Origin of the sequence: Micromonospora sp. DT233, from assembly GCF_049841815.1 — a bacterium.
Lineage (GTDB): Bacteria > Actinomycetota > Actinomycetes > Mycobacteriales > Micromonosporaceae > Micromonospora.
In genome coordinates, this window is the sequence record NZ_JBNCLB010000010.1 from 18515 (window position 1) to 39783 (window position 21269).

The following is a 21269-nucleotide window of genomic DNA, read 5'->3' on the forward strand; positions in this document are numbered from 1 at the left end:
CGCCTCCGCCGCGGGGGCGGCCGCCGCCGCGGCCGGGGCCGCCCCCCGACCCGGGTGGACGTCGGTTGCCCGAACGGGGCATCGGCTACCGCTGGCAGCCGCGCCGGACGGCCGGCGTCGCCCGCGCCGACCGGCGGGACGCCCCGCCGTCTGCGCGACGGGCACCCTGGCCCGCAGCGGCTGGCTCAGCCGGCGAGGTCCTCGGCGAGCAGATCCATGAGGAGGGCGTCGTGCCAGCGCCCGTCCGCCCCACGCTCGTAGTGGCGCATGATGCCCACCGGCCGGAACCCCACCTTCGCGTACGCGCGGATCGCCGCCGTGTTCGCCGCCGCCGGGTCGACGGTGAACCGTCGGTGGCCGTGCTCGTCGATCAGGTGCCGGATCAGGGTGCGGATCGCGTCCCCGCCCAGCCCGTCGCCGCGCACCCCCGGGTCGAGGAAGACGTCCAGGCTGGCGTGGCGGTAGTCCGGGTCGGTCTCCGCGTACCACTGGATCGCGCCGACCAGCCTGCCGGCGTGCTCGACGACGTAGACCGTCAGCGCGTCGTCGGCCAGGTCGGCGTGGACCGATCCGGCCAGGTCGTCCCCGCCGCGCCACCACCGGCGTACGTCCGGGGTGGCCCGGATCGCGGCGAGGGCGGGCACGTCGGCGTCGGTCGCCGGCCGCAGCGTGACCGCCCGTCCCCGCAGCACGCCTCAGCCCCGCCGCTCGCCGTGCTCGACGCAGAGCGCCGACCAGCCGGTCGGTACGACCTGCACCTTCATCCGCCGCCGGCAGGACGCGCACCAGCGCGGCGGCTCCCAGTCCCGGGCGGCCTCGCACGCCGGGTGCGGCCCGGCCGCCACCGACTCGCCGCACCTGTCGCACCAGCGCACCGCCGCCCCGGGGAGGGCCGCGGCGGGGCAGAGTTCGGTCACCGTCGCCTCACAGGGTCGCCGAGAGCGCCTTCACCGGCATCTTCAGGTCTTCCAGCAGGTCGAGGTCGGCCGTCGCCGGCCGCCCCAGCGTGGTCAGGTAGTTGCCGACGATGACCGCGTTGACCCCGCCGAGCAGGCCCTCGCGGGTCCCCAGGTCACCGAGGGTGATCTCCCGCCCGCCCGCGTACCGGAGGATGGTGCGCGGCATGGCCAGCCGGAACGCGGCGATGGCCCGCAGCGCGTCCTTGCCCTCGACCACCGGGCGGTCGCCGAGCGGGGTGCCCGGACGCGGGTTCAGGAAGTTCAGCGGCACCTCGTGCGGGTCCAGCTCGGCGAGCTGCGCGGCGAACTCGGCGCGCTGCTCGACGGTCTCGCCGAGGCCGAGGATGCCGCCGCAGCAGACCTCCATGCCGGACTCGCGGACCATCCGCAGCGTCTCCCAGCGCTCCTCCCAGGAGTGGGTGGTGACCACGTTCGGGAAGTAGGAGCGGCAGGTCTCCAGGTTGTGGTTGTAGCGGTGCACACCCATGTCGACCAGCTCGTCGACCTGCTCCTGGCTGAGCATGCCCAGCGACGCGGCGACCTGGATGTCGACCTCCGCCTTGATCGCGGCGACGCCCTCGCGCAGCTGCTTCATCAGGCGGGCGTCGGGACCGCGCACCGCCGCGACGATGCAGAACTCGGTCGCCCCGGTCTTCGCGGTCTGCTTGGCCGCCTCCACCAGCGACGGGATGTCCAGCCAGACGGAGCGGACCGGGGAGGTGAAGAGCCCGGACTGCGAGCAGAAGTGGCAGTCCTCCGGGCAGCCGCCGGTCTTCAGCGAGACGATGCCCTCGACCTCGACCTCCGGGCCGCACCAGCGCATCCGCACCTCGTGGGCGAGCTGGAGGGCGGCGGGCAGGTGCTCGTCGGGCAGGCTCAGCACGGCGAGGACGCCGGCCTCGTCGAGGCCGACGCCGTTGTCCAGCACCTGGGTCCGGGCCTGGTCGAGGATCTCTGGCATGGCTCGTACCCTACAAGGCCGGTCCGACCCGGCAAAGGTGACCGAACACCGCCGGTGAGCGTCACGGCAGCCCCGCCCGGGGGCCGCGTGGCCGGCCCGCGCCACGCCGCGTCGGGGCCTGCGGGTGGTAACTTCGCCCGGCGGGAGGGGCCGTGCGGACGGCCGGCATCGGCGAAGCTGGGGGGTGTCGTGGCGGACTGGTTGGCCGAGCTGCGCCACCGCGCCGAGCTGCGGGCCCAGGCCGGGCTGACCCGTCGGCTGCGCCCCCGGGCCGCCGGCGACGCCGTGGTCGACCTCGCCGGCAACGACTACCTCGGCCTGGCCACCCACCCCGAGGTCACCGCCGCGGCCGGGCGGGCCCTGGCGGCGTACGGGCTGGGCGCGACCGGCTCCCGGCTGGTGCGCGGCTCCACCGACGCCCACCACGGGCTGGAGGCCGCCCTCGCCGACTGGCTGGGCGTCGACGCCGGCCTGGTCTTCTCCTCCGGGTACCTGGCCAACGTCGGCGCGGTCCGGGCGCTGGTCGGCCCGGGCACCCTGCTCGTCTCCGACGCGCACAACCACGCCTCGCTGATCGACGGCTGCCGGATCTCCCGCGCGGAGACCGTCGTCGTCCCGCACGCCGACCCGGCGGCGGTGGCGGGCGCGCTGGCCGCCGCCCCCGGGCGGCCCGCCGTGGTGATCACCGAGTCGGTCTTCTCCGTCGACGGCGACCTCGCCCCGCTCGCCGAGTTGCACGCGGTGGCCCGCCGGCACGGCGCGCTGCTGCTGGTCGACGACGCGCACGCCCTCGGCGTGCTCGGCCCGGCCGGCGCGGGCGGGGTGGCCGCCGCCGGGCTGGCCGGCGAGCCGGACGTGGTGGTCACCGCCACCCTCTCCAAGGCGCTGGGCGGCGCGGGCGGCGTGGTCGCCGGCCCGGCCGAGTTCGTCCGGGAGCTGACGGAGACCGGCCGGACCTTCATCTTCGACACCGCCCTGCCGCCGGCCGTCGCCGCCGGGGTGCGGGTCGCGCTGGGCCTGGCCCGCGCCGGCGACGACCTGCGCGCGGAGCTGGCCGACCGGGCCGGGGCTGCCGTACGCCGGCTGCGCGCCGCCGGGCTGACCGTGGCCGCGCCGGACGCCGCCGTGGTCTCGGTGACCGCCCCCGGCCCGGAGGCGGCGACCGCCTGGGCCGCCGCCTGCGCCGCGCGGGGGGTGGCCGTGGGCTGCTTCCGCCCGCCGTCCACCCCGGACCGCCGGTCCCGGCTGCGGCTGACGCTCAGCGCCGGGGTGCCCCGGGCGGACTTCGAGCGGGCCCTCGACGTGATCGTGGCCTGCGCCCCGTGACCGGGCGGGGCGGGCGGTTCGACACGCGCCCCGTGGCCGGGCGGGGCGGGCGGTTACGGCGGGAACGGGCGGGGGTGACGTCGTGAGCGGGGCGTGGACCGGGCCGGTGCTGATCACCGGCACCGACACCGAGGTCGGCAAGACGGTGGTGACCGCGGCGGTGACGGCCGCCGCGCAGGCCGACGGCCTGCGGGTCGCCGTGATCAAGCCCGGCCAGACCGGCACCGCCACCGGGGAGCCGGGCGACGTCGACACCGTGACCCGGCTGGCCGCCCCGCTCACCGGGCGGACCCTGGCCAGCTACCCGGACCCGCTGGCCCCGCTGGCCGCTGCCCGGGTGGCGCAGCTGGAGCCGCTGGAGCTCTACGCGGCCGTCGACGCCATCCGCGAGGAGGCCGACAAGCACGACCTGGTGCTGGTCGAGGGGGCCGGCGGGCTGCTCGTACCGATGGGGCTGCGGCCCTCGGGTGAGCCCTGGACGCTGGCCGACCTGGCGGTGGCGCTGGGTGCCCCCGCCGTGGTGGTGGCCCGCGCCGGGCTGGGCACCCTGAACCACACCGCGCTGACCCTGGAGGCCCTCGAGCGGCGGGCGGTGCCCGCCGGCGTGGTGATCGGCGCCTGGCCGGCGACCCCGGAGCTGGTGCACTGGGCGAACCTCACCGAGCTGGTGCCCCACCTCTTCGGCGTCCTCCCGGCGGACGCCGGGGCGATGGACCCGGGGGTGTTCCGCCGCTCCGCCCCGGGCTGGCTCACCCCGGCGTTGTACGGGGTGCTCGACGACTGGCGGACCTGGGCCGAGGACAGCGCCTGATGAACACCTGACTTTCGTCGGTGCCCGGCCCTGACCCTGCTCGGTAGCCTGGCCGACGTGCGGTGCGGGCGAGGGGACCGGCGGCGCGCCGCAGGCCGGCGCGGGGCGGCGGCGCGGGCCGGACTGCGGCAGACCGGACTGCGGCAGACCGGGCTGCTGCGCGACGGGCTGCTCTGGGCGGTGGTCGCGGCGCCGGTCGGGTACCCGTGGTTCACGCCGCCGTACGACGGGCGCACCGTCCCGTTCGGGCTCGGTGCCCTGCTGCTGCTCGCCGTCGTCGTCCGGCTGAGCCACCGTCGGCCGCTCGCCGCGCTGGTGCTGGTCGTGCTCGCGACCCTGTTAGACGGCAACTTCGTCTTCGCCATCCCGGTCTTCAGCTACCTGACCGGACGGCGCAGTCCCGGGACGGTCTCCGCCGCGGTGGTGTTCGGGGCGGTCGCCGCCGGGGGGACGGCCCTGAACGTGGGACTGCTCGGTGCCGGCTTCGCCACCTGGTTCCTGTTGGCCTCGGTGCTGATCTTCGCGGGGGTGGCCCCCTGGCTGGTCGGCCGGTACCGGCGGCAGCAGCGGGAGCTGGTGGTGGCCGGCGAGCGGCACGCCGAGGCGGCGGCCCGGGAGCGCCGCGGCGAGGCCGAGCGGGTACGGCTGCGGGAACGGTCCCGGATCGCCCAGGAGATGCACGACTCCCTCGGCCACGAGCTGAGTCTGATCGCGCTGCGGGCCGCCGCCCTCGAACTGGCCGACGACCTGCCGGCCCGGCACCGGACGGCGGCCGGGGAGCTGCGCGCCAGCGTCGCCGGGGCCACCCAACGGCTGCACGAGATCATCGGGGTGCTTCGGGAGGAGAGCGGCGGCGCGGCGTCCACCCGCCCGGCCGGGGAGAGCGTCGCGGAGCTGATCGACCGGGCCCGGGAGGCCGGGATGGCGGTGCGCCTGGACGGCGACCCGTTCGACCTGCCCATGATGGCCGGACACGCGGCGCACCGGGTGGTCCGGGAGGCGCTGACCAACGCCGCCCGGTACGCCCCCGGCGCGCAGGTCACCGTCGTCCTGGCCCGACTGGCCGACCAGGTCGAGGTCGGCGTGGTCAACGCCGCGCCGCCGGCCGGCCCGCTGCCGGCTCCGCCGTCCAGCGGCTCGGGGCTGCTGGCCCTGCGGGAGCGGGTACGCCTGGCCGGCGGCACGCTGACCGCCGGCCCCGGGGCGACCGGCGGCTTCGCCGTACGGGCCAGCCTCCCACTCGCGCCCACCCCGCCGCTCGACGTCGCACCGGCGCAGCCCCACCCGGCGCTCAGCGCTCCGGCGCGGCCGGTGGAGGCGGAGCGGCGGCTGCGCGAGGCCCGTCGCCGGGTGCGGCGCAGCCTGGTCGCGGCGCTCGGCGCCCCGGTGCTCCTCGGGCTGGTGCTGACCCTGGTCTACCACCCGTTCGCCACGGCGGGCGCGGTCCTCGACGCCGTGACGTTCGACCGGCTGCCGGTGGGCGCGGCGCGGCAGGAGCTGACCGGCCTGCCCCGTCGTCAGGCGGAGCCGCCGGCCGGGGCGCGTCCCGGCTGCGAGTACTACACCGACGGCAACTTCCCGTTCGCGCGGGCCACCTGGCGGCTCTGCTTCACCGACGGGCGACTGGCCAGCAAGGAGCGGATCGACGAATGACGGCCCCTTGGGACGACGCGACGCAGGCAGCCCGCCCGGTCCGGGTGGTGCTGGCCGACGACGAGGCGATGATCCGGGCCGGGGTGCGGGCGATCCTCGCGGTGGACCCCGGCATCGAGGTGGTCGGCGAGGCCGGCGACGGGGCAGCGGCCGTGGAGCTGGTCCGGGCGCACCGGCCGGACGTGGCGCTGCTGGACATCCGGATGCCCCGCCTCGACGGCCTCGCCGCCGCCGCCGAGATCCATCGGCTGGTGCCGGGCACGGCCACGGTCATGCTCACCACGTTCGGGGAGGACGACCATGTGGCTCGGGCGCTCGGCGACGGCGCGAGCGGCTTCCTGCTCAAGGCGGGCGATCCCCGGGAGCTGATCGCCGGGGTGCGGGCGGTGGCCGCCGGCGGGGCGTACCTGTCGCCACGGATCGCCCGCCGGGTGATCGCGCTGAACAGCGCCCGGTTGGCGCGGCGGCCGGCGGCCCGGGAGCGCACGGCCGGGCTGACCGACCGGGAGCGGGAGGTGCTGACCCTGGTCGGAGCGGGCCTGTCCAACGCCGAGATCGCCCGCCGCCTGCACCTGGTCGAGGGGACCGTGAAGGCCTACCTGACCAGCATCTTCACCCGTCTGGAGGTGCGCAACCGGGTGCAGGCGGCGATCATCGCCCACGAGGCCGGCCTGGTCGACCCGTAGCCCGTTGCGCCGCGGCGTCCGCGTTCGGTCAGGCGTCGCGCCGCCGGAGGGCGGCCCGGCCGGCGGCCAGCGCGGCGGCGGCCCAGCCGGCGAGCAGCAGCAGCCCCACCACCGGCGGGTACGGATCGGCGTCCCCGGCCAGGAAGTGACCACCGGCGACCCCGGGGAACCCGTCGGCGATCCGGGTCAGCACGGTGATGTCCGCCTCCTGCAGCGACAGCGGCACGATCATCAACACCGCGAGCAGGACGATCAGCGTCAGCACCGGGCTGCGCAGCACCGCGCCGAGGCCCAACGCCAGCACCCCGACCAGGGCCAGGTAGGCGGCGGACGCCGCGACGTCGCGGATCGTCCCGCCGAGCGGCGCGTCGCCCCACCGCCCGAGCACCGGGGTGGCGACCAGCGCGGCCACGCCGCCGAGCAGCAGCCCCAGCACGAAGGTCACCGTCGCGGTCACCGCGGCCTTCGTCAGCAGTACGCGACCCCGCGACGGCGTGCAGCGCAGCGTGGTGCGCAGCGTTCCGGTGCTGAACTCGGCGGTGATCGCGAGCAGGCCGAGGGCCAACACGGCGTACTGGGTCAGCTCCAAGGAATCGATCACGATGCTGCCGACGGTGACGATGCCCGGGTCGTCGGCCGGGTCGTCGTTGGTGTTGTCGTTGGCCACGTAGATGGCGAGCTGGCCGGCGCTGGCGGCCGTCAGCAGCGCCGCCGAGAGCATCGTCCACCAGGTGGACCGGACCGACCACAACTTGGTCCACTCGGCGGCGACGGCCCCGGCGAGCGGGCCGGACGACGGGGCGGACGGCGGCTCGGCGGCCGGGGCGGGGTGGGGCGCGGTGGCGGGCAGGGCGTTCATCGGGCCTCGTTCCGGGCGGCGGTGGGGTAGCGGGAGGCGTACTCGACGCTGTCGTCGGTGAGGGCCATGAACGCCTGCTCCAGCGACGCGGCCACCGGGGTCAGCTCGTGCAGGGCCACCCCCAGCTCGTACGCGAGGTCGCCGACGCGCTCGGCGGTCAGCCCGGTGACGGTCAGCCCGCGCGGCCCGTCGGCCTCGACGACACCTCCGTCGTCGGCCAACCGTCCGGCCAGCGCCGTCAGCCCGGCCGGCTGTGGGCCGCGTACCCGCACGGACGCGGCGGCGGAACCCCGCGCGATCACGGCGGCGGTGGGCGCGTCGGCGATGAGCCGGCCCCGGCCGATCACCACGAGGTGGTCGGCGGTCTGCTGCATCTCGCTCATCAGGTGGCTGGAGACCAGCACCGTGCGGCCCTGCGCGGCGAGCGAGCGGGTGAGCTGCCGGATCCAGCGCACCCCGTCCGGGTCGAGGCCGTTGACCGGCTCGTCGAAGAGCAGCACCGGCGGATCGCCGAGCAGGGCCCCGGCGATGCCGAGCCGCTGACCCATGCCGAGGGAGAGGGTCCGGCCGGGCTTCGCGGCGGCCCGGTCGTCCAGGCCGACCAGGGCGAGCACCTCGTCGACCCGGCGGGCCGGGATGCCGTTGCTGCGCGCCGTGGCCAGCAGGTGGGCGCGGCCGGAGCGGGCCGGGTGGACCGCGCCGGCGTCCAGCAGCGCGCCGACGGCGTGCAGCGGGCGGCGCAGTTCCCGGTACGCCCGCCCGTCGACCAGCGCGCGGCCGGCGGTGGGCCGGTCCAGGCCGAGGATCATCCGCATGGTGGTGGACTTGCCCGCGCCGTTCGGGCCGAGGAAGCCGGTGACCCGGCCGGGGACGATGTCGACGGTCAGGTCGTCGACGGCGGTCGTCGGACCGAACCGTTTCGTCAACCCACGTAAAGTAATCATGGGTTGACGGTAGGGAGTCGGGCGGCCCGCCCGCCGCTGCCGAAGGGCGACGACCGCCCCTGACCTTCGTCAGGCCCGGCGGTACGCCGGTCAGCGCCGGTCAGTGCCGGTCAGTGGCCGCCCCCGGCGGTCAGCGCCGGTCAGTGGCCGCCCCCGGCGGGGCGGGGTCCAGCTCCCACACGACGGTGCGCTTGACCCGGACGCTCTCCAGCGCCTCCGGCACCGGCACGTCGTAGGCGGCCAGTTCGCGGAACCGCTCGCGGGGCAGGAACGCCCGCCCCGGGTCGCCGACCAGCACCCGGGCGTCGGCGCGGGCCGCCCGGAGCAGGAAGCGCAGCACCCGGCGGGCCATCGCCTCGCTGTAGAAGACGTCCCCGGCGAGCACCACCTCGGCGTCCCCGGCGTCGCCGTCGAGGACGTCGCCGAGTTCCGCGTCGACGCGTACCCCGTTGGCGTCGGCGTTGAGGGCGACCGCGGCCACCGCGCGCTCGTCGACCTCGACGGCGCGCACGGCCGCCGCGCCCGCGCGGGCGGCGGCGATGGCGACCAGCCCGGAGCCGGCGGCGAGGTCGAGCACCCGGCGGCCGGCGACCAGCTCGCGGTGGTCGGTGACGTACCGGGCCAGCGCCTGCCCGCCGGCCCAGGCGAACGCCCAGAACGGCGGCGGCTGGGAACTGCGGAACTCGCCCTCGGTGAGCTCCCACAGCCCGATCGGCTCGTCGGCCTGGTGCAGCCGGACCTCGGGGACGAAGGCCACCGGGGCGAGCCGCGCGTGCAGCCTCACGAAGGCCGCGGAGAGATCGGACACGCGCCGATTCTGCCCGCCCGGCGCGGGGGTCGCCGGGGCGGGGCCGGCCGGTGCCCTTTACAAAACATCAGCACTTGTAAAACGGCGTGACCCGTGCCACAGTCGGGACATACTCGACGGATCGGAGGTCGGCGATGTCCGCAGAGGTCGAGACGGCGGTGTCGGCCACCGCCTGGCGTGATCCGCGCAAGCCGTTCTGGCCGGTGGCGCTGCTCGTGCCGGGGCTGCCGTTCATGGCCTGGCTGGTCTGGCGGTCCGGGGCGGGAGGGTGGGCCTGGTGGCTGCCCGCGCTGACGGTCTTCGGCGCGATCCCGGTGGTCGACCTGCTCATCGGCGACAGCCGGGAAAATCCGCCGGAGCAGGTGGTGCCCAAGCTCGCCAAGGACGGCTACTACCGCTGGCTCACCTACCTCTACCTGCCCGTGCAGTACGCCGGCCTGGTGCTCGGCTGCGCGCTCTGGGTCTCGGGGGAGCTGGACCTGCTCGGCGCGGCCGGGCTGGTCGTCACCCTCGGCATCGTCGACGGCATCGCCATCAACACCGCCCACGAGCTGGGCCACAAGCGCGAGCGGCTGGAGCGCTGGTTCTCCAAGATCGCCCTCGCCCCGACCGGGTACGGGCACTTCTATGTCGAGCACAACCGGGGCCACCACGTCCGGGTCGCCACCCCGTCGGACCCGGCCAGCTCCCGGCTCGGGGAGAGCTTCTACGCCTTCTGGCCGCGTACCGTGTGGGGGAGCCTGCGCTCGGCCTGGAAGCTGGAGACGGCCCGGTTCCGGCTGCGGGGCCGCAGCCCGTGGACGCACCGCAACGACCTGCTCAACGCCTGGGCGATGACCGTCGTCCTCTTCGGCGTGCTGACCGTGGCGTTCGGCCCGGCGGTGCTGCCCTTCCTGCTGCTCCAGGCGGTGTGCGGCTTCTCCCTGCTGGAAGTGGTCAACTACCTGGAGCACTACGGGCTGGCCCGGCAGCGCAACGCCGCCGGCCGGTACGAGAAGGTCGACCCCCGGCACAGCTGGAACAGCGACCGTACGGTCACCAACGTCTTCCTCTTCCAGCTCCAGCGGCACAGCGACCACCACGCCAACCCGCTGCGCCGGTACCAGACGCTGCGCAGCTTCGACAGCTCCCCGCAGCTCCCCGCCGGCTACGCCACCATGATCGTCGCCGCCCTGGTGCCGCCGGTGTGGCGGCGGGCCATGGACCACCGGGTGATCGCCCACTACGGGGGCGACCTGGCCCAGGCCAACGTCCATCCGCCGGCGCGGGCCCGGCTGCGCGAACGCCTGGGCCGGTCGGCCGGCGCCTCGCACCGCTGACAGCTCCGGGCGGCCGGCTGTGGCCCGTCCGCTCAGCCCACGCCGTCGGGCTGTGGCTGTGGCTGGGCCTCCCGGCGGGAACGCCCCTGAGCGGGCGCGGACCAGTCGAGCTGGGCCGGGTCCAGCCCCAGCTCGCGGGCCGCCACCAGGCGGATCCACTCGGCGATCTGGCGGCGGGAGATCACCCGGTCGTGGACCGCGAACTGCACGGCGAGGCCATCCATCACGGCGTTGATCCGCCAGGCCGCGCCGGCCGGATCCGGGCACTCGAAGATGCCCTCGCGCACCCCGTCGGCGATCACGGCGGCGAGGTCCTCCCGCCAGCGCAGGTCCAACCGGCGGGAGACCTTCTCCAACTCGGGCGTACGCAGCGACTCCGACCAGCCGTCGATCCACATCGACCAGGACGTCGACCGGCCGGTGGGGGCGTAGAGCTTGAGCATCCGGCGGAGCTTGACCAGGGGGGAGGCGGACGACCGGAGCACGGCGTCGAGCCGGGCCAGGTCCTGCTCCACCGCGTATTCGAAGGCCTGGGAGAGGAGGCGTTCCTTGCTGGCGAAGTGGTAGAAGACCAGCGCCTGGCTGACCCCGGCGGCCTGCGCCACGTCGGCGGTACGCGTGTTGGCCAGCCCCCGCTGCGCGATCACGTCACAGGCCGTGCGCAACAGGGCATCCAGGCGGATTTCGGCGGCACGTCTCGTCACATTGCTTACCGTAACCTATCGGTCCGTACACAAGCAGTTACGGCAAGGGCCGATTAGGGCCCACAGCGTCGGAAGGCGGACAAGTTTCCTTCTTGCCGGACATACCCCAGGCGATCTTACCCAGGCTCCTAGGACGCCCTACCGCACCCAACCCCACTCACTCATGCCTCCCGCCGCCTCCCGCGGCGATCTCGGAAGCAAGCGGCCCTTCAGGGGGCCGAGATCTTCCACGATCCGCTTGGGGCGAGGGCTGGGCGGCGGCGCGCCGGAGGGCCCCGAGTTGGCAACCGCTCGCAGGCTCGGCTAAAGTTCTCATCCGTACCGGGTAACGCCGGTGACAAGCGGACGTAGCGCAGCTGGTAGCGCATCACCTTGCCAAGGTGAGGGTCGCGGGTTCGAATCCCGTCGTCCGCTCGGAGATGCCGCCACGCACGGTCGGGGGCAGGCTCGGTGGAGTGGCCGAGAGGCGAGGCAACGGCCTGCAAAGCCGTGTACACGGGTTCAAATCCCGTCTCCACCTCGGCAAGTTGACGAGGGCGATTGGCGCAGTGGGAGCGCGCTTCCTTGACACGGAAGAGGTCACTGGTTCAAACCCAGTATCGCCCACCAGAACATGTACTTCAGAACGACCCCTTACCGGACATCGGTAAGGGGTCGTTCTGCTTGTGGCCTCCGACGAGCAGCGTCCGGCGACGTCGTGTCAGGGCTGTGACAGGCCGGTGTCAGCGCCGGTGCGTGTGCTGGAGCCATGACGAGAAACAGGCAGGCTTATCGTGGCTGAGAACCCGATCGAGATCATCGGCCTGCACAAGTCCTTCGGTTCCTTCAAGGCGCTCGACGGGCTCGACCTGACGGTTCGCCCCGGCGAGATCGCCGGCTTCCTCGGCCCGAACGGGCTGCACCGTGGAGCGTCGTGGCGTACGCCGGGGTGGGGGGCCCGCAGGGCCGAGTTGCTCCAGAGCTTCGATCTCGACCCGAAGAAGAAGGCGCGGACCTATCCGAAGGGCAACCGGCAGAAGGTCGCGCTGGTCGCCGCGTTCCTCGCCGACACCGAGCTCTACATCTTCGACGAGCCGACCTCGGGGCTGGATCCGCTGATGGAGGCGGTCTTCACCGACCACGTCCGGGGACTCAAGGCCGCCGGGAAGTCGGTCCTGCTCTCCTCGCACATCCTGAGCGAGGTCGAGAAGGTGTGCGACACGGTCACCATCATCAGGAACGGGCGAGCGGTGGAGTCCGGCTCGATCGCCGAGCTGCGGGACCGGACCCGCACCAACGTCAGCGCGGTGGTCGCGCAGCCCCCCGACGGCCTGGCGCAGCTTCCCGGCGTCCACGGGCTGACCACCTCCGGCAGCGCGGCGGGATCCAGGCTGGCGGTGACGATCGTGTCGCTGCTGGCGTTCTGTGCCTACTACACGACGGCGACCGCCGCGCTCTACCCGGACTTCGCCGCCCGGCAGGCGCGGGCCGCGTCGATGTCGAACGCGGGCGGCGTGTTCCTGAGCGGGCCGGGTTACGGCCTTGAGGACTACACGCTCGGCGCGATGTTCGTCAACGAGATGGTGCTCCGGGTCGTGGTGTTCCTGGCGATGCTGAACATCTCCAGATCACCCGCAACATGGCCGGCGTGGTGCTGACGGCGCTGGCCTTCGCCGCGATGCCTTCGAGGCCGTGCGTCCCGGCCTGAGCGCGAGGGCGATCAGCAGCGCGCGCAGCCGTGCGCCCGGCAGGTCGACCGGGCCGCCGTCCTCCATCCGTACCTCGAATGGCCCGAGCACCCCGATCCGCATGTACTGACTCTCTCATTGCGCTCGCGCCTGCCGGACGCACGACGCGACCGCCCTGCCGCTGTCGCGGCGGTTGGTCGCGTCAGCGCTCGGTGCTACAGCGGCGGGGCGACGTCGCGGCGCTCCTCGACCTGGCGGTACTCCACCGGCTGGGCGGTGGTGACGACCTCGCGGCGGCGGCCCCAGATCAGGGTGGTCATGACGAGGCCGAGCACGCCGGCGACCATCAGGATCCAGCCGACGATGTCGAGGTCGACACCCCCGACGCTGGCGTCGAGCGCGAACGTGAGGATCGCGCCGGCCGCGATCAGAAAGATGCTCGTACCGATACCCACGACAGCCTCCTTGATGGGGGAACGGGTGTGCGCTGTCGGGAGAGGTACGTACCCCGCCGCCGGTCCGGGTAATCGGCACCTGCGGCACTGCGGGTCGGTTTCGGAGTGATTCTTCCCGATGAGTCGTGCGTTGGGTAATGTGCAATCTACCGGTCTAAGGGGACATAGAGCATTAAATGACTGAAATTCGCGTCAGCGGTGAAGCGCCCGAGCGGACTCCGGCGAGCCGGGACTACCAGGCGCCCCGGATCCAGCGACTCGGCACCCTCGCCGAGCTCACCCAGGGCGGCACGCTGCCCATCGGTGACGGCGTCGGCGGCAGCGGCGCCTCCATCTGACGGCCGCGCGCCGCCCGATGCTGCGCCTGCGTAGCGCCTCCCGCTGTTTCGGTCGGGATCCGGTCTTCACCGGGCTCGATCTCGACGTGCCGGCGGGGACCCGTCTGCTCGTCACCGGGGGCAACGGCTCCGGCAAGACCACGCTGCTGCGATGCCTGGCGGGGGCGCTGTCGCTGACCGGCGGCGAGGCCACGGTCGCCGGGCACCCGGCCGGTTCGGCGCAGGCCCGCCGGGTGCTCGCGGCGTGCCTCAGCCCGGAGCAGGGCCTCTACAACAAGCTCTCCGGGCACGACAACCTGATGCTCGTGGCCCGGCTGCGGCTGGGCGGGCGGGCCGCCGCGCGGGCCGTCGGGCAGGTGCAGGAGGAGTTCGAGATCGGGCCGTACGCCGAAAGGCCGATGGAACGCTGCTCCGCCGGGATGCGGGCCCGGGTGTCGGTGGCCCGCGCCCTGCTCGGCGGCCCGGCGGCGCTGCTCCTCGACGAGCCCGGCCGCTCACTCGACGAGCGGGCCCGGGGGCTGCTGTGGGCGGCGCTCGACCGGCGTCCCGAGCTGGCCTGCGTGCTGGTGTCCCACCAGCGGGAGGACCGGGGGCGGTGCGGGCGGGTCATGACCCTGCCGGTGCGGCGGTGACGGCCGAGCTCGCGGCCGGCGACGGCACCCGGCCGACCGGCACGGCGACCGTCCCGGCCGACCGCAGGGGCGGCCGACCGGCGGAGACGGTGCGTCAAGGACATGGATGCTCCTAGCTGAGCGTCTGCCGTGGGCGCGTGCCCGACGGCCGGTGCTCAAGGTCTTCGGATACGGGGGACGGGCGGGGCGACCGCTGTCCGCCACGTCGCTGTGGCGGTGGTCGGCGCCGCACCGTCGGGTGCGCCGCGCGATGTCGTCCGAACACGACAAACCCTCGGATAACATCTATCTGGCTATATATCTCTATAGCATCCGTGGATGGGGCAATGTCCATATTCTTTCGGCCATTTGTCCGGATGGACCCCGTGTCGCGCGCCGGACGGGCCGGCCCGTCCGGCCCGTCGGTCCGTCGCCCGGCCGGGCGGTCGGCGGCCGGGTGGCCGGCGCTTTCCTGCCGGCGCTGCCCGGCTGCGGGGTGGCGGGGTGGTGCGTCCGGTGATCGTCTCGTCGGGTACAGTTCATCCGTCGCCGGCGAACGTCGGCGGCACGCGGACGTAGCGCAGCTGGTAGCGCATCACCTTGCCAAGGTGAGGGTCGCGGGTTCGAATCCCGTCGTCCGCTCGCGATCCACCCCCTCGGGGGTCGGCCATCGCCGGGCCCGGCGGTCTCCGCCTCGGGCCGGCGCGCACGGGCGATTGGCGCAGTGGGAGCGCGCTTCCTTGACACGGAAGAGGTCACTGGTTCAAACCCAGTATCGCCCACCACCTTCTCGACCGGCCCGGCCATCGGGCGTTGTCGGAGCCGCCTCGTAGACTCCGCCAATGACTTCCGGCACCGAGATGCTCACCGCGACCCCGCTGGACGTGCTCCGCCGGGTCTTCGGCTACGACGCCTTCCGGGGTGAGCAGCAGGAGATCATCGAGCACGTGGTCGGCGGCGGGGACGCCCTGGTCCTGATGCCGACCGGCGGCGGCAAGTCGCTGTGCTACCAGATCCCCGCCCTGGTGCGCGACGGCGTCGCGGTGGTCGTCTCCCCGCTGATCGCCCTCATGCAGGACCAGGTCGACGCGCTCACCGCCGTCGGGGCGCGGGCCGGCTTCCTCAACTCGACCCTCGACTTCGCCACCCGGCGGCAGGTCGAGGCGGCGTTCCTCGCCGGCGAGCTGGACCTGCTCTACCTCGCCCCCGAGGCGCTGGGCAGCCGGGGCACGCTGCAACTGCTGGAGCGAGGGCGGATCGCGCTCTTCGCCATCGACGAGGCGCACTGCGTGGCGCAGTGGGGCCACGACTTCCGCCCCGACTACCTGGCCCTGTCGATGCTGCACGAGCGCTGGCCGGCGGTGCCCCGCATCGCGCTGACCGCCACCGCGACCGCCGCGACCGCCACCGAGATCGCCACCCGGCTCAACCTCACGTCGGCCCGGCACTTCGTGGCCAGCTTCGACCGGCCCAACATCCAGTACCGGATCGCCCCGAAGCGGGAGCCCCGCAAGCAGCTGCTCGACCTGATCCGCACCGAGCATCCCGGCGACGCCGGCATCGTCTACTGCCTCTCCCGGGCCTCGGTGGACAAGACCGCCGAGTTCCTGGTCGCCAACGGCGTCGCCGCGCTGCCGTACCACGCGGGCTTGGACGCGGCCACCCGCGCCACCCACCAGCAGCGCTTCCTCCGCGAGGACGGCCTGGTCATGGTCGCCACCATCGCCTTCGGGATGGGCATCGACAAGCCCGACGTCCGCTTCGTCGCCCACCTCGACCTGCCCCGCTCGGTGGAGGGCTACTACCAGGAGACGGGCCGCGCCGGCCGCGACGGCCTGCCGTCGACCGCCTGGCTGGCGTACGGGCTGCAGGACGTGGTGCAGCAGCGCAAGATGATCGAGTCCTCCGAGGGTGACCTGGCCCACCGGCGGGTGCTCGCCGCCCACCTCGACGCGATGCTGGCCCTCTGCGAGACCGTCGAGTGCCGCCGGGTGCGGCTGCTGAGCTACTTCGGCCAGGAAAGCGCGCCGTGCGGCAACTGCGACACCTGCCTGGAGCCGCCGGAGTCCTGGGACGGCACGGTCGCCGCGCAGAAGCTGCTCTCCACCGTGCTGCGGCTGCACCGGGAACGCAACCAGAAGTTCGGCGCCGGGCAGTGCATCGACATCCTGCTCGGCCGGCGCACCGAGAAGGTCACCCAGCACCACCACGACGAGCTGAGCGTCTTCGGCATCGGCGAGGAGCTCAGCGAGGCCGAGTGGCGGGGCGTGGTCCGGCAACTGCTCGCCCAGGGGCTGCTGGCCGTCGAGGGCGACTACGGCACCCTGGTGCTGACCGAGACCAGCGGTGAGGTGCTGGGCCGCCGCCGCTCGGTGCCGATGCGCCGGGAGGCGGCCCGCCCGGCGAAGACCCGGGTGGCCAGGTCCCGCCCGTCCGCCGCCGGGGCCGCGGCCGTCGAGCTCTCCCCGGCGGACGAGCCGGTCTTCGAGCGGCTGCGCGCCTGGCGGGCGGCCACCGCCAAGGAGCAGGGCGTGCCGGCGTACGTGGTGTTCCACGACGCGACGCTGCGCCAGATCGCCGCCGACCGGCCGACCACACTGGACGCGCTGGCCCGGATCGGCGGCGTGGGCGAGGCCAAGCTCGCCCGGTACGGCGAGCAGCTCCTCGCCGCCCTCGCCGCCTGACGGCGCTGCTGCTCGACCAGTCCGTGGTGGCCGGCACGGGGTTGATCTTCGTGGCGGAGGCGCTGTTCCGGGCCGGGCCGGGCCGCCGCCGCTGCCCGGCCGGATCGACACCGTCGGTGACGCCCACCCGCCGGAGGCCACCGGTCGCCCGCCCCGCGTCGACCGGCACGGCGGCGAGGTGTACGTCTACCGCCGCCCCGGCCAGCCCTGCCACGTCTGCGGCGACGAGGTGCGTCGGGGCGCGTTGACCGGCCGCAACCTCTGCTGGTGCCCCACCTGCCAGCGGTAGGCGCCCCACCCGCCAGAGATGGCCGCGCCACCTGGTCGGGTGCCCTCTCCTGCGTGGCGGCGAGGGTGGGGCGGTCGTCCTGCGTGGCCGCGAGGGTGGGGCGGTCCTGCATGGGCGCGGGAGTGGGCGGTCCTTCGCCGTGGGCGCGAGGGTGGGGCGGTCCTTTCCCTGGGGGAGGTGTCCTTCGCGTCCTATGGAGCTGATGTCGTCAACGACTCATCCGGGGTGATGTCGCAAACGACATCAGCTCCATAGGACGCGCACAAGGGGATGCCGCCCCGCTGTGGCCCCCCGACGCTCTGCCCGCAGCGGGCGTCGCCGCGCCCGCCCGTCCGCCGCGCCCGGCCGCCGTGTCCGCCCGGTCGGCTAGGTCAGCTCCGCGAGCCAGCAGGCCGTCTCGATCTGGTGAGGCACGTTGCCGGGCTGAGGATGTAGGGGTGGGATCACCCCGCATGGTCTGACTCGCCGCCTGACCGGGGCCGGTCGGTCCACCGGGCAGCTCGGGAGCCGTCGTCCGGCCCCACCGGCTCTGCCGTGGGCAGATCTGCCCTGCGCGAATACCGCTGCCAGCGCTGGCAGCGGGGCGACAGGATGGGCCGATGAGACTTCTGGTGCTCGGTGGCACGGGCTTCGTGGGTGGGGCCACGGTCGCCGAGGCGGTGCGCCGAGGCTGGTCGGTGACGGTCTTCAACCGAGGGTTGCACGGCGCGGTGCCGCAGGGCGTACACCGGTTGCGGGGTGACCGGACGGCGGCGGGTGGCCTGGCCGCGCTGGCCGGCGGCGAGTGGGACCTGGTGGTCGACACCTGGGACGGCGCGCCCCGCGCGGTGCGCGACGCCGCCCGCGCCCTACACGGCTCCGTGGGCTGGTACGGCTACGTCTCCAGCAGCTCCGTCTACGCGTTGCCGTTCCCGCTCGGCGCGGCCGAGGACGCCCCCGTGGTGGCCGCCGAGCCGGACGCCACCGACGGCGCGTACCCGGAGCTGAAGGCCGGCGGCGAGCGGGCCGCCGTGGCGGTGTTCGGCGACCGGGCGCTGCTGGCCCGCGCCGGGTTGATCCTCGGGCCGGGCGAGGACATCGGCCGGCTGCCCTGGTGGCTGACCCGCGTCGCGCGGGGCGGGGACGTGCTCGCCCCCGGCCCCGCCGACCTGACCGTGCAGTACGTCGACGCGCGCGACCTCGCGGCGTGGCTGCTGGACCGGGGCGCGGCGGGCGACGGCGGGGCGTACAACGTGGTGTCGCGGAGCGGGCACGCGACGATGGGTGAGGTGCTCGACGCGTGCGTCGCGGTCACCGGCTCGTCGGCCCGGCTGCGCTGGACCGCGCCGGAGGCCGTGCTCGCCGCCGGGATCGAGCCGTGGAACGACCTGCCGATCTGGATTCCGGTCGGGCACGAGTACCGGTGGCTGCACGAGCGGGACGTGCGGCGGGCGTACGCGACCGGGTTGGCCTGTCGGCCGGTGGCCGAGACCGTCGCCGACACTTGGGCCTGGCTGCGCGGGGTGGGTGCGGTGCCGCCGCGCGCGGGCCGCCCCGCCCGGCAGCCGGTGGGCTTGGACCCACAGCGGGAGGCCGCCCTGCTCGCCACCGCCCACTGACTCCGCCGCCCCTGGCTTTTCCACCGCCGTCCGCAGCCGTGGGCGGTATGACCTGGGGTGCGCGGGCCGACACGGCGAACGTTTCCTTCCATTACGGAGCTGTGGCCGGCAGATGTCTTGACGACGCTATATGTGAGCGCTAACACTAGGCCGGTCGTCGTGCGGAGGTGCTCATGAGTGGTGTGGATGGTTCGGGCGAGCGGTACGTGGTCGGCATCGACTACGGCACGCTCTCCGGGCGGGCCCTGGTGGTGCGGGTCCGGGACGGCGCGGAGGTCGGCAGCGCGGCCCACGAGTACCGCCACGGCGTGATCGAGGACGCCCTGCCCGACGGCGGGCCGGCGCTGCCGCCGGGCTGGGCGTTGCAGGACCCGCAGGACTACCGCGACGTGCTGCGCCACGCCGTGCCCGCCGCCCTGGCCGACGCCGGGGTGCAGCCGTCGCGGGTGGTCGGCATCGGCATCGACTTCACCGCCTGCACGGTCCTGCCGACGCTCGCCGACGGCACCCCGCTCTGCGAGCTGCCCGAGCTGCGGCGTCGCCCGCACGCCTGGGTGAAGCTGTGGAAACACCACGCGGCCCAGCCGCACGCCGACCGGATCAACGCCGTCGCCCACGAACGGCGCGAGCCGTGGATCGGCCGCTACGGCGGCAAGATCTCCGCCGAGTGGCAGTTCGCCAAGGGGTTGCAGCTGCTGGAGGAGGACCCGGAGGTCTACCGGCGGGCGGAGCGGTTCATCGAGGCCGCCGACTGGCTCGTGTGGCAGCTCTGCGGCGCGGAGACCCGCAACGTCTGCACCGCCGGCTACAAGGGCATCCGGCAGGACGGCCAATATCCGTCGGCGGAGTACCTGGCCGCGCTCAACCCCGACTTCGTCGACTTCGTGACCAAGCTGGACGGCCCGCTGCTGCCGCTGGGGGAGCGGGCCGGCGCGCTGAGCGCGCAGGCCGCCGAGTGGACGGGGCTGCCGGCGGGCATCGCGGTGGCGGTCGGCAACGTCGACGCCCACGTCACCGCCGCCTCCGCCCAGGCGCTGACCCCCGGCCGGCTGGTCGTCGTCATGGGCACCTCCACCTGCCACATCCTCAACGGTGAGCAGCCCGCCGAGGTGCCCGGCATGTGCGGCGTCGTCGACGGCGGCATCAGCCCGGGGGCCTGGGGCTACGAGGCCGGGCAGAGCGGCGTCGGCGACATCTTCGGCTGGTTCGTCGCGCACGCCGCCCCGGCCGGTCTGGACTCGCACGAGCGGCTGACCGAGCTGGCCGCCGCCCAACCGGTCGGCGCCCACGGCCTGATCGCGTTGGACTGGTGGAACGGCAACCGTTCCCTGCTGGTCAACCACGATCTCAGCGGCCTGATCGTCGGGCTGACCCTGGCCACCCGGCCGCCGGACGTCTACCGGGCGCTGCTGGAGTCCACGGCGTTCGGCACCCGAATGATCATCGAGGCGTTCGTCGCGGCGGGGGTGCCCGTCACCGACCTGGTCGTGACCGGTGGGCTCACCGCCAACCGGCTGCTGATGCAGATCTACGCCGACGTGACCAACCGCCCGCTGAGCATCATCGGCTCCGCGCAGGGCCCGGCGTTGGGGTCGGCGATCCACGCGGCGGTGGCCGCCGGGGCGTACCCGACGATCCACGAGGCGTCGGCGGCGATGGGCCGGGTGCAGGAGGGCGTCTACCAGCCGGATCCGCGCAACGTGCGGGCCTACGACGCCCTGTACGCGCAGTACCGCGCGCTGCACGACCACTTCGGTCGCGGCGGCGACGACGTGATGCTCCGGCTGCGGGCGATCCGCAACGCGGCCGTCGCCACCGGGGCGCAGGCCGACTCGGTTCTGGAGGCGATCGGATGAGCACCGACCTGGCTCGACAGCTCAGCGCGCTGCGGGAGACCGTGGCCCACCTGCACGGTGAGCTGACCCGCTACCAACTGGTGGCGTGGACCGCCGGCAACGTCTCGGCCCGGGTCCCCGGCCAGGACCTGATGGTGATCAAGCCCAGTGGCGTCGACTACGACGACCTGACGGCCGACACCATGGTCGTCTGTGACCTCTCCGGGGCCGTGGTCGACGGCGGCGGCTCGCCGTCCAGCGACACCGCCGCGCACGCCTACGTCTACCGGGCCATGCCGGAGGTCGGCGGCGTCGTGCACACCCACAGCAGCTACGCCACCGCCTGGGCGGCCCGGGGCGAGGCGATCCCCTGCTGGTTGACCGCCCAGGCCGACGAGTTCGGCGGGGAGATCCCGATCGGCCCGTTCGCGTTGATCGGCGGGGACGACATCGGCAAGGGGATCGTCAGCACCCTGGCCGGGCACCGCTCGCCGGCGGTGCTGATGCGCAACCACGGGGTCTTCACCATCGGCAAGGACGCCCGCGCGGCGGTCAAGGCGGCGGTGATGTGCGAGGACGTGGCGCGTACCGCGCACCTGGCCCGCGCGCTGGGCCGGCCGACGACCATCGCGCCGGCCGACGTCGACGCCCTCTACGACCGTTACCAGAACGTCTACGGCCAGCGCCCGGTCGCGGGCTGACCGAACCCACCGACCGGCCCGCGCCCGGCTGCGGCGCGGAAACCGGCACGGCATCTTCCAC

At 74.4% G+C, this 21269-nt stretch carries 21 protein-coding genes and 5 tRNA genes; 18 read left to right on the top strand and 8 right to left on the bottom strand.

Annotated elements, in window-relative coordinates; genetic code table 11:
• Nucleotides 1–185: 185 nt before the first annotated feature.
• Genes ACLQ2V_RS20490 through bioB form a run of 3 tightly spaced genes read right to left on the bottom strand, consistent with a single transcriptional unit; the run spans nucleotide 186 to nucleotide 1920 of the window.
• On the bottom strand, nucleotides 186–692 hold the full coding sequence (locus ACLQ2V_RS20490) for a GNAT family N-acetyltransferase (RefSeq protein ID WP_425720146.1): 507 nt from the start codon (nucleotides 690–692) through the stop codon (nucleotides 186–188).
• Nucleotides 693–695: 3 nt separating this feature from the next.
• A complete protein-coding gene (locus tag ACLQ2V_RS20495; RefSeq protein ID WP_425720147.1) occupies nucleotides 696–917 on the bottom strand; it encodes a hypothetical protein in 222 nt (73 codons plus the stop codon).
• 7 nt (nucleotides 918–924) lie between these two features.
• On the bottom strand, nucleotides 925–1920 hold the full coding sequence (gene bioB, locus ACLQ2V_RS20500) for a biotin synthase BioB (RefSeq protein ID WP_425720148.1): 996 nt from the start codon (nucleotides 1918–1920) through the stop codon (nucleotides 925–927).
• Between the two features lie 189 nt (nucleotides 1921–2109).
• On the opposite strand from bioB, the gene ACLQ2V_RS20505 reads away from it, so the two are divergent.
• The 4 genes from ACLQ2V_RS20505 (at nucleotide 2110) to ACLQ2V_RS20520 (ending at nucleotide 6396) form a co-directional block, all read left to right on the top strand.
• Nucleotides 2110–3246, top strand: coding sequence for an 8-amino-7-oxononanoate synthase (locus ACLQ2V_RS20505; protein WP_425720149.1), 1137 nt, complete (start codon nucleotides 2110–2112; stop codon nucleotides 3244–3246).
• A gap of 106 nt (nucleotides 3247–3352) precedes the next feature.
• Entirely contained in the window at nucleotides 3353–4057 is a 705-nt protein-coding gene (bioD, locus tag ACLQ2V_RS20510; protein ID WP_425720287.1) for a dethiobiotin synthase, read from the top strand.
• 57 nt (nucleotides 4058–4114) lie between these two features.
• On the top strand, nucleotides 4115–5710 hold the full coding sequence (locus tag ACLQ2V_RS20515; protein ID WP_425720150.1) for a sensor histidine kinase: 1596 nt from the start codon (nucleotides 4115–4117) through the stop codon (nucleotides 5708–5710).
• Nucleotides 5707–6396, top strand: coding sequence for a response regulator (locus ACLQ2V_RS20520; RefSeq protein ID WP_425720151.1), 690 nt, complete (start codon nucleotides 5707–5709; stop codon nucleotides 6394–6396). The genes ACLQ2V_RS20515 and ACLQ2V_RS20520 overlap by 4 nt, the downstream gene beginning before the upstream one ends.
• 28 nt (nucleotides 6397–6424) lie before the next feature.
• On the opposite strand, the gene ACLQ2V_RS20525 is transcribed toward ACLQ2V_RS20520, so the two are convergent.
• From ACLQ2V_RS20525 to ACLQ2V_RS20535, 3 genes are all read right to left on the bottom strand, one after another.
• Complete coding sequence (locus ACLQ2V_RS20525) at nucleotides 6425–7255, bottom strand: ABC transporter permease (protein ID WP_425720152.1); 831 nt, start codon at nucleotides 7253–7255, stop codon at nucleotides 6425–6427.
• On the bottom strand, nucleotides 7252–8199 hold the full coding sequence (locus tag ACLQ2V_RS20530) for an ATP-binding cassette domain-containing protein (RefSeq protein WP_425720153.1): 948 nt from the start codon (nucleotides 8197–8199) through the stop codon (nucleotides 7252–7254). The genes ACLQ2V_RS20525 and ACLQ2V_RS20530 overlap by 4 nt, the downstream gene beginning before the upstream one ends.
• A gap of 130 nt (nucleotides 8200–8329) precedes the next feature.
• On the bottom strand, nucleotides 8330–9007 hold the full coding sequence (locus ACLQ2V_RS20535; RefSeq protein ID WP_425720154.1) for a class I SAM-dependent methyltransferase: 678 nt from the start codon (nucleotides 9005–9007) through the stop codon (nucleotides 8330–8332).
• 134 nt (nucleotides 9008–9141) lie between these two features.
• Between ACLQ2V_RS20535 and ACLQ2V_RS20540 the strand changes: the two genes are divergently transcribed.
• Nucleotides 9142–10326 carry an alkane 1-monooxygenase gene (locus tag ACLQ2V_RS20540; protein WP_425720155.1) on the top strand — a complete coding sequence of 395 codons (1185 nt, stop codon included), beginning with the start codon at nucleotides 9142–9144 and terminating at the stop codon, nucleotides 10324–10326.
• A gap of 32 nt (nucleotides 10327–10358) precedes the next feature.
• On the opposite strand, the gene ACLQ2V_RS20545 is transcribed toward ACLQ2V_RS20540, so the two are convergent.
• A complete protein-coding gene (locus tag ACLQ2V_RS20545; protein ID WP_425720156.1) occupies nucleotides 10359–11030 on the bottom strand; it encodes a TetR/AcrR family transcriptional regulator in 672 nt (223 codons plus the stop codon).
• Between the two features lie 341 nt (nucleotides 11031–11371).
• On the opposite strand from ACLQ2V_RS20545, the gene ACLQ2V_RS20550 reads away from it, so the two are divergent.
• The 4 genes from ACLQ2V_RS20550 to ACLQ2V_RS20565 all read left to right on the top strand — a co-directional run bounded on the left by ACLQ2V_RS20550 (nucleotide 11372) and on the right by ACLQ2V_RS20565 (nucleotide 12667).
• A tRNA-Gly gene (locus ACLQ2V_RS20550) sits at nucleotides 11372–11444 on the top strand.
• 35 nt (nucleotides 11445–11479) lie between these two features.
• Nucleotides 11480–11550 (top strand) — tRNA-Cys (locus ACLQ2V_RS20555).
• A 14-nt stretch (nucleotides 11551–11564) separates the two neighbouring features.
• Nucleotides 11565–11639: transfer RNA gene (locus tag ACLQ2V_RS20560), tRNA-Val, on the top strand.
• 164 nt (nucleotides 11640–11803) lie between these two features.
• Entirely contained in the window at nucleotides 11804–12667 is an 864-nt protein-coding gene (locus ACLQ2V_RS20565; protein ID WP_425720157.1) for a hypothetical protein, read from the top strand.
• A 245-nt stretch (nucleotides 12668–12912) separates the two neighbouring features.
• On the opposite strand, the gene ACLQ2V_RS20570 is transcribed toward ACLQ2V_RS20565, so the two are convergent.
• Complete coding sequence (locus ACLQ2V_RS20570; protein WP_425720158.1) at nucleotides 12913–13152, bottom strand: DUF6458 family protein; 240 nt, start codon at nucleotides 13150–13152, stop codon at nucleotides 12913–12915.
• Nucleotides 13153–13328: 176 nt separating this feature from the next.
• Between ACLQ2V_RS20570 and ACLQ2V_RS20575 the strand changes: the two genes are divergently transcribed.
• The 9 genes from ACLQ2V_RS20575 to ACLQ2V_RS20615 all read left to right on the top strand — a co-directional run bounded on the left by ACLQ2V_RS20575 (nucleotide 13329) and on the right by ACLQ2V_RS20615 (nucleotide 21208).
• Nucleotides 13329–13490, top strand: coding sequence for a lasso RiPP family leader peptide-containing protein (locus ACLQ2V_RS20575; protein ID WP_425720159.1), 162 nt, complete (start codon nucleotides 13329–13331; stop codon nucleotides 13488–13490).
• 17 nt (nucleotides 13491–13507) lie between these two features.
• A complete protein-coding gene (locus ACLQ2V_RS20580) occupies nucleotides 13508–14122 on the top strand; it encodes an ABC transporter ATP-binding protein (protein ID WP_425720160.1) in 615 nt (204 codons plus the stop codon).
• A 548-nt stretch (nucleotides 14123–14670) separates the two neighbouring features.
• A tRNA-Gly gene (locus ACLQ2V_RS20585) sits at nucleotides 14671–14743 on the top strand.
• A 68-nt stretch (nucleotides 14744–14811) separates the two neighbouring features.
• Nucleotides 14812–14886: transfer RNA gene (locus ACLQ2V_RS20590), tRNA-Val, on the top strand.
• Between the two features lie 57 nt (nucleotides 14887–14943).
• Nucleotides 14944–16785: a DNA helicase RecQ gene (recQ, locus tag ACLQ2V_RS20595; protein ID WP_425720161.1), complete on the top strand. Its 1842-nt coding sequence runs from the start codon at nucleotides 14944–14946 to the stop codon at nucleotides 16783–16785.
• Between the two features lie 178 nt (nucleotides 16786–16963).
• The gene (locus ACLQ2V_RS20600; protein WP_425720162.1) at nucleotides 16964–17074 is read left to right on the top strand and encodes a zinc finger domain-containing protein; all 111 of its coding nucleotides are present in this window, start codon (nucleotides 16964–16966) and stop codon (nucleotides 17072–17074) included.
• 599 nt (nucleotides 17075–17673) lie between these two features.
• Complete coding sequence (locus ACLQ2V_RS20605) at nucleotides 17674–18672, top strand: reductase (RefSeq protein ID WP_425720163.1); 999 nt, start codon at nucleotides 17674–17676, stop codon at nucleotides 18670–18672.
• A gap of 173 nt (nucleotides 18673–18845) precedes the next feature.
• Nucleotides 18846–20528 carry a ribulokinase gene (gene araB, locus ACLQ2V_RS20610; protein WP_425720164.1) on the top strand — a complete coding sequence of 561 codons (1683 nt, stop codon included), beginning with the start codon at nucleotides 18846–18848 and terminating at the stop codon, nucleotides 20526–20528.
• Complete coding sequence (locus ACLQ2V_RS20615) at nucleotides 20525–21208, top strand: L-ribulose-5-phosphate 4-epimerase (RefSeq protein ID WP_425720165.1); 684 nt, start codon at nucleotides 20525–20527, stop codon at nucleotides 21206–21208. Before araB ends, ACLQ2V_RS20615 begins: the two co-directional genes overlap by 4 nt.
• The last annotated feature ends 61 nt before the right edge of the window (nucleotides 21209–21269 follow it).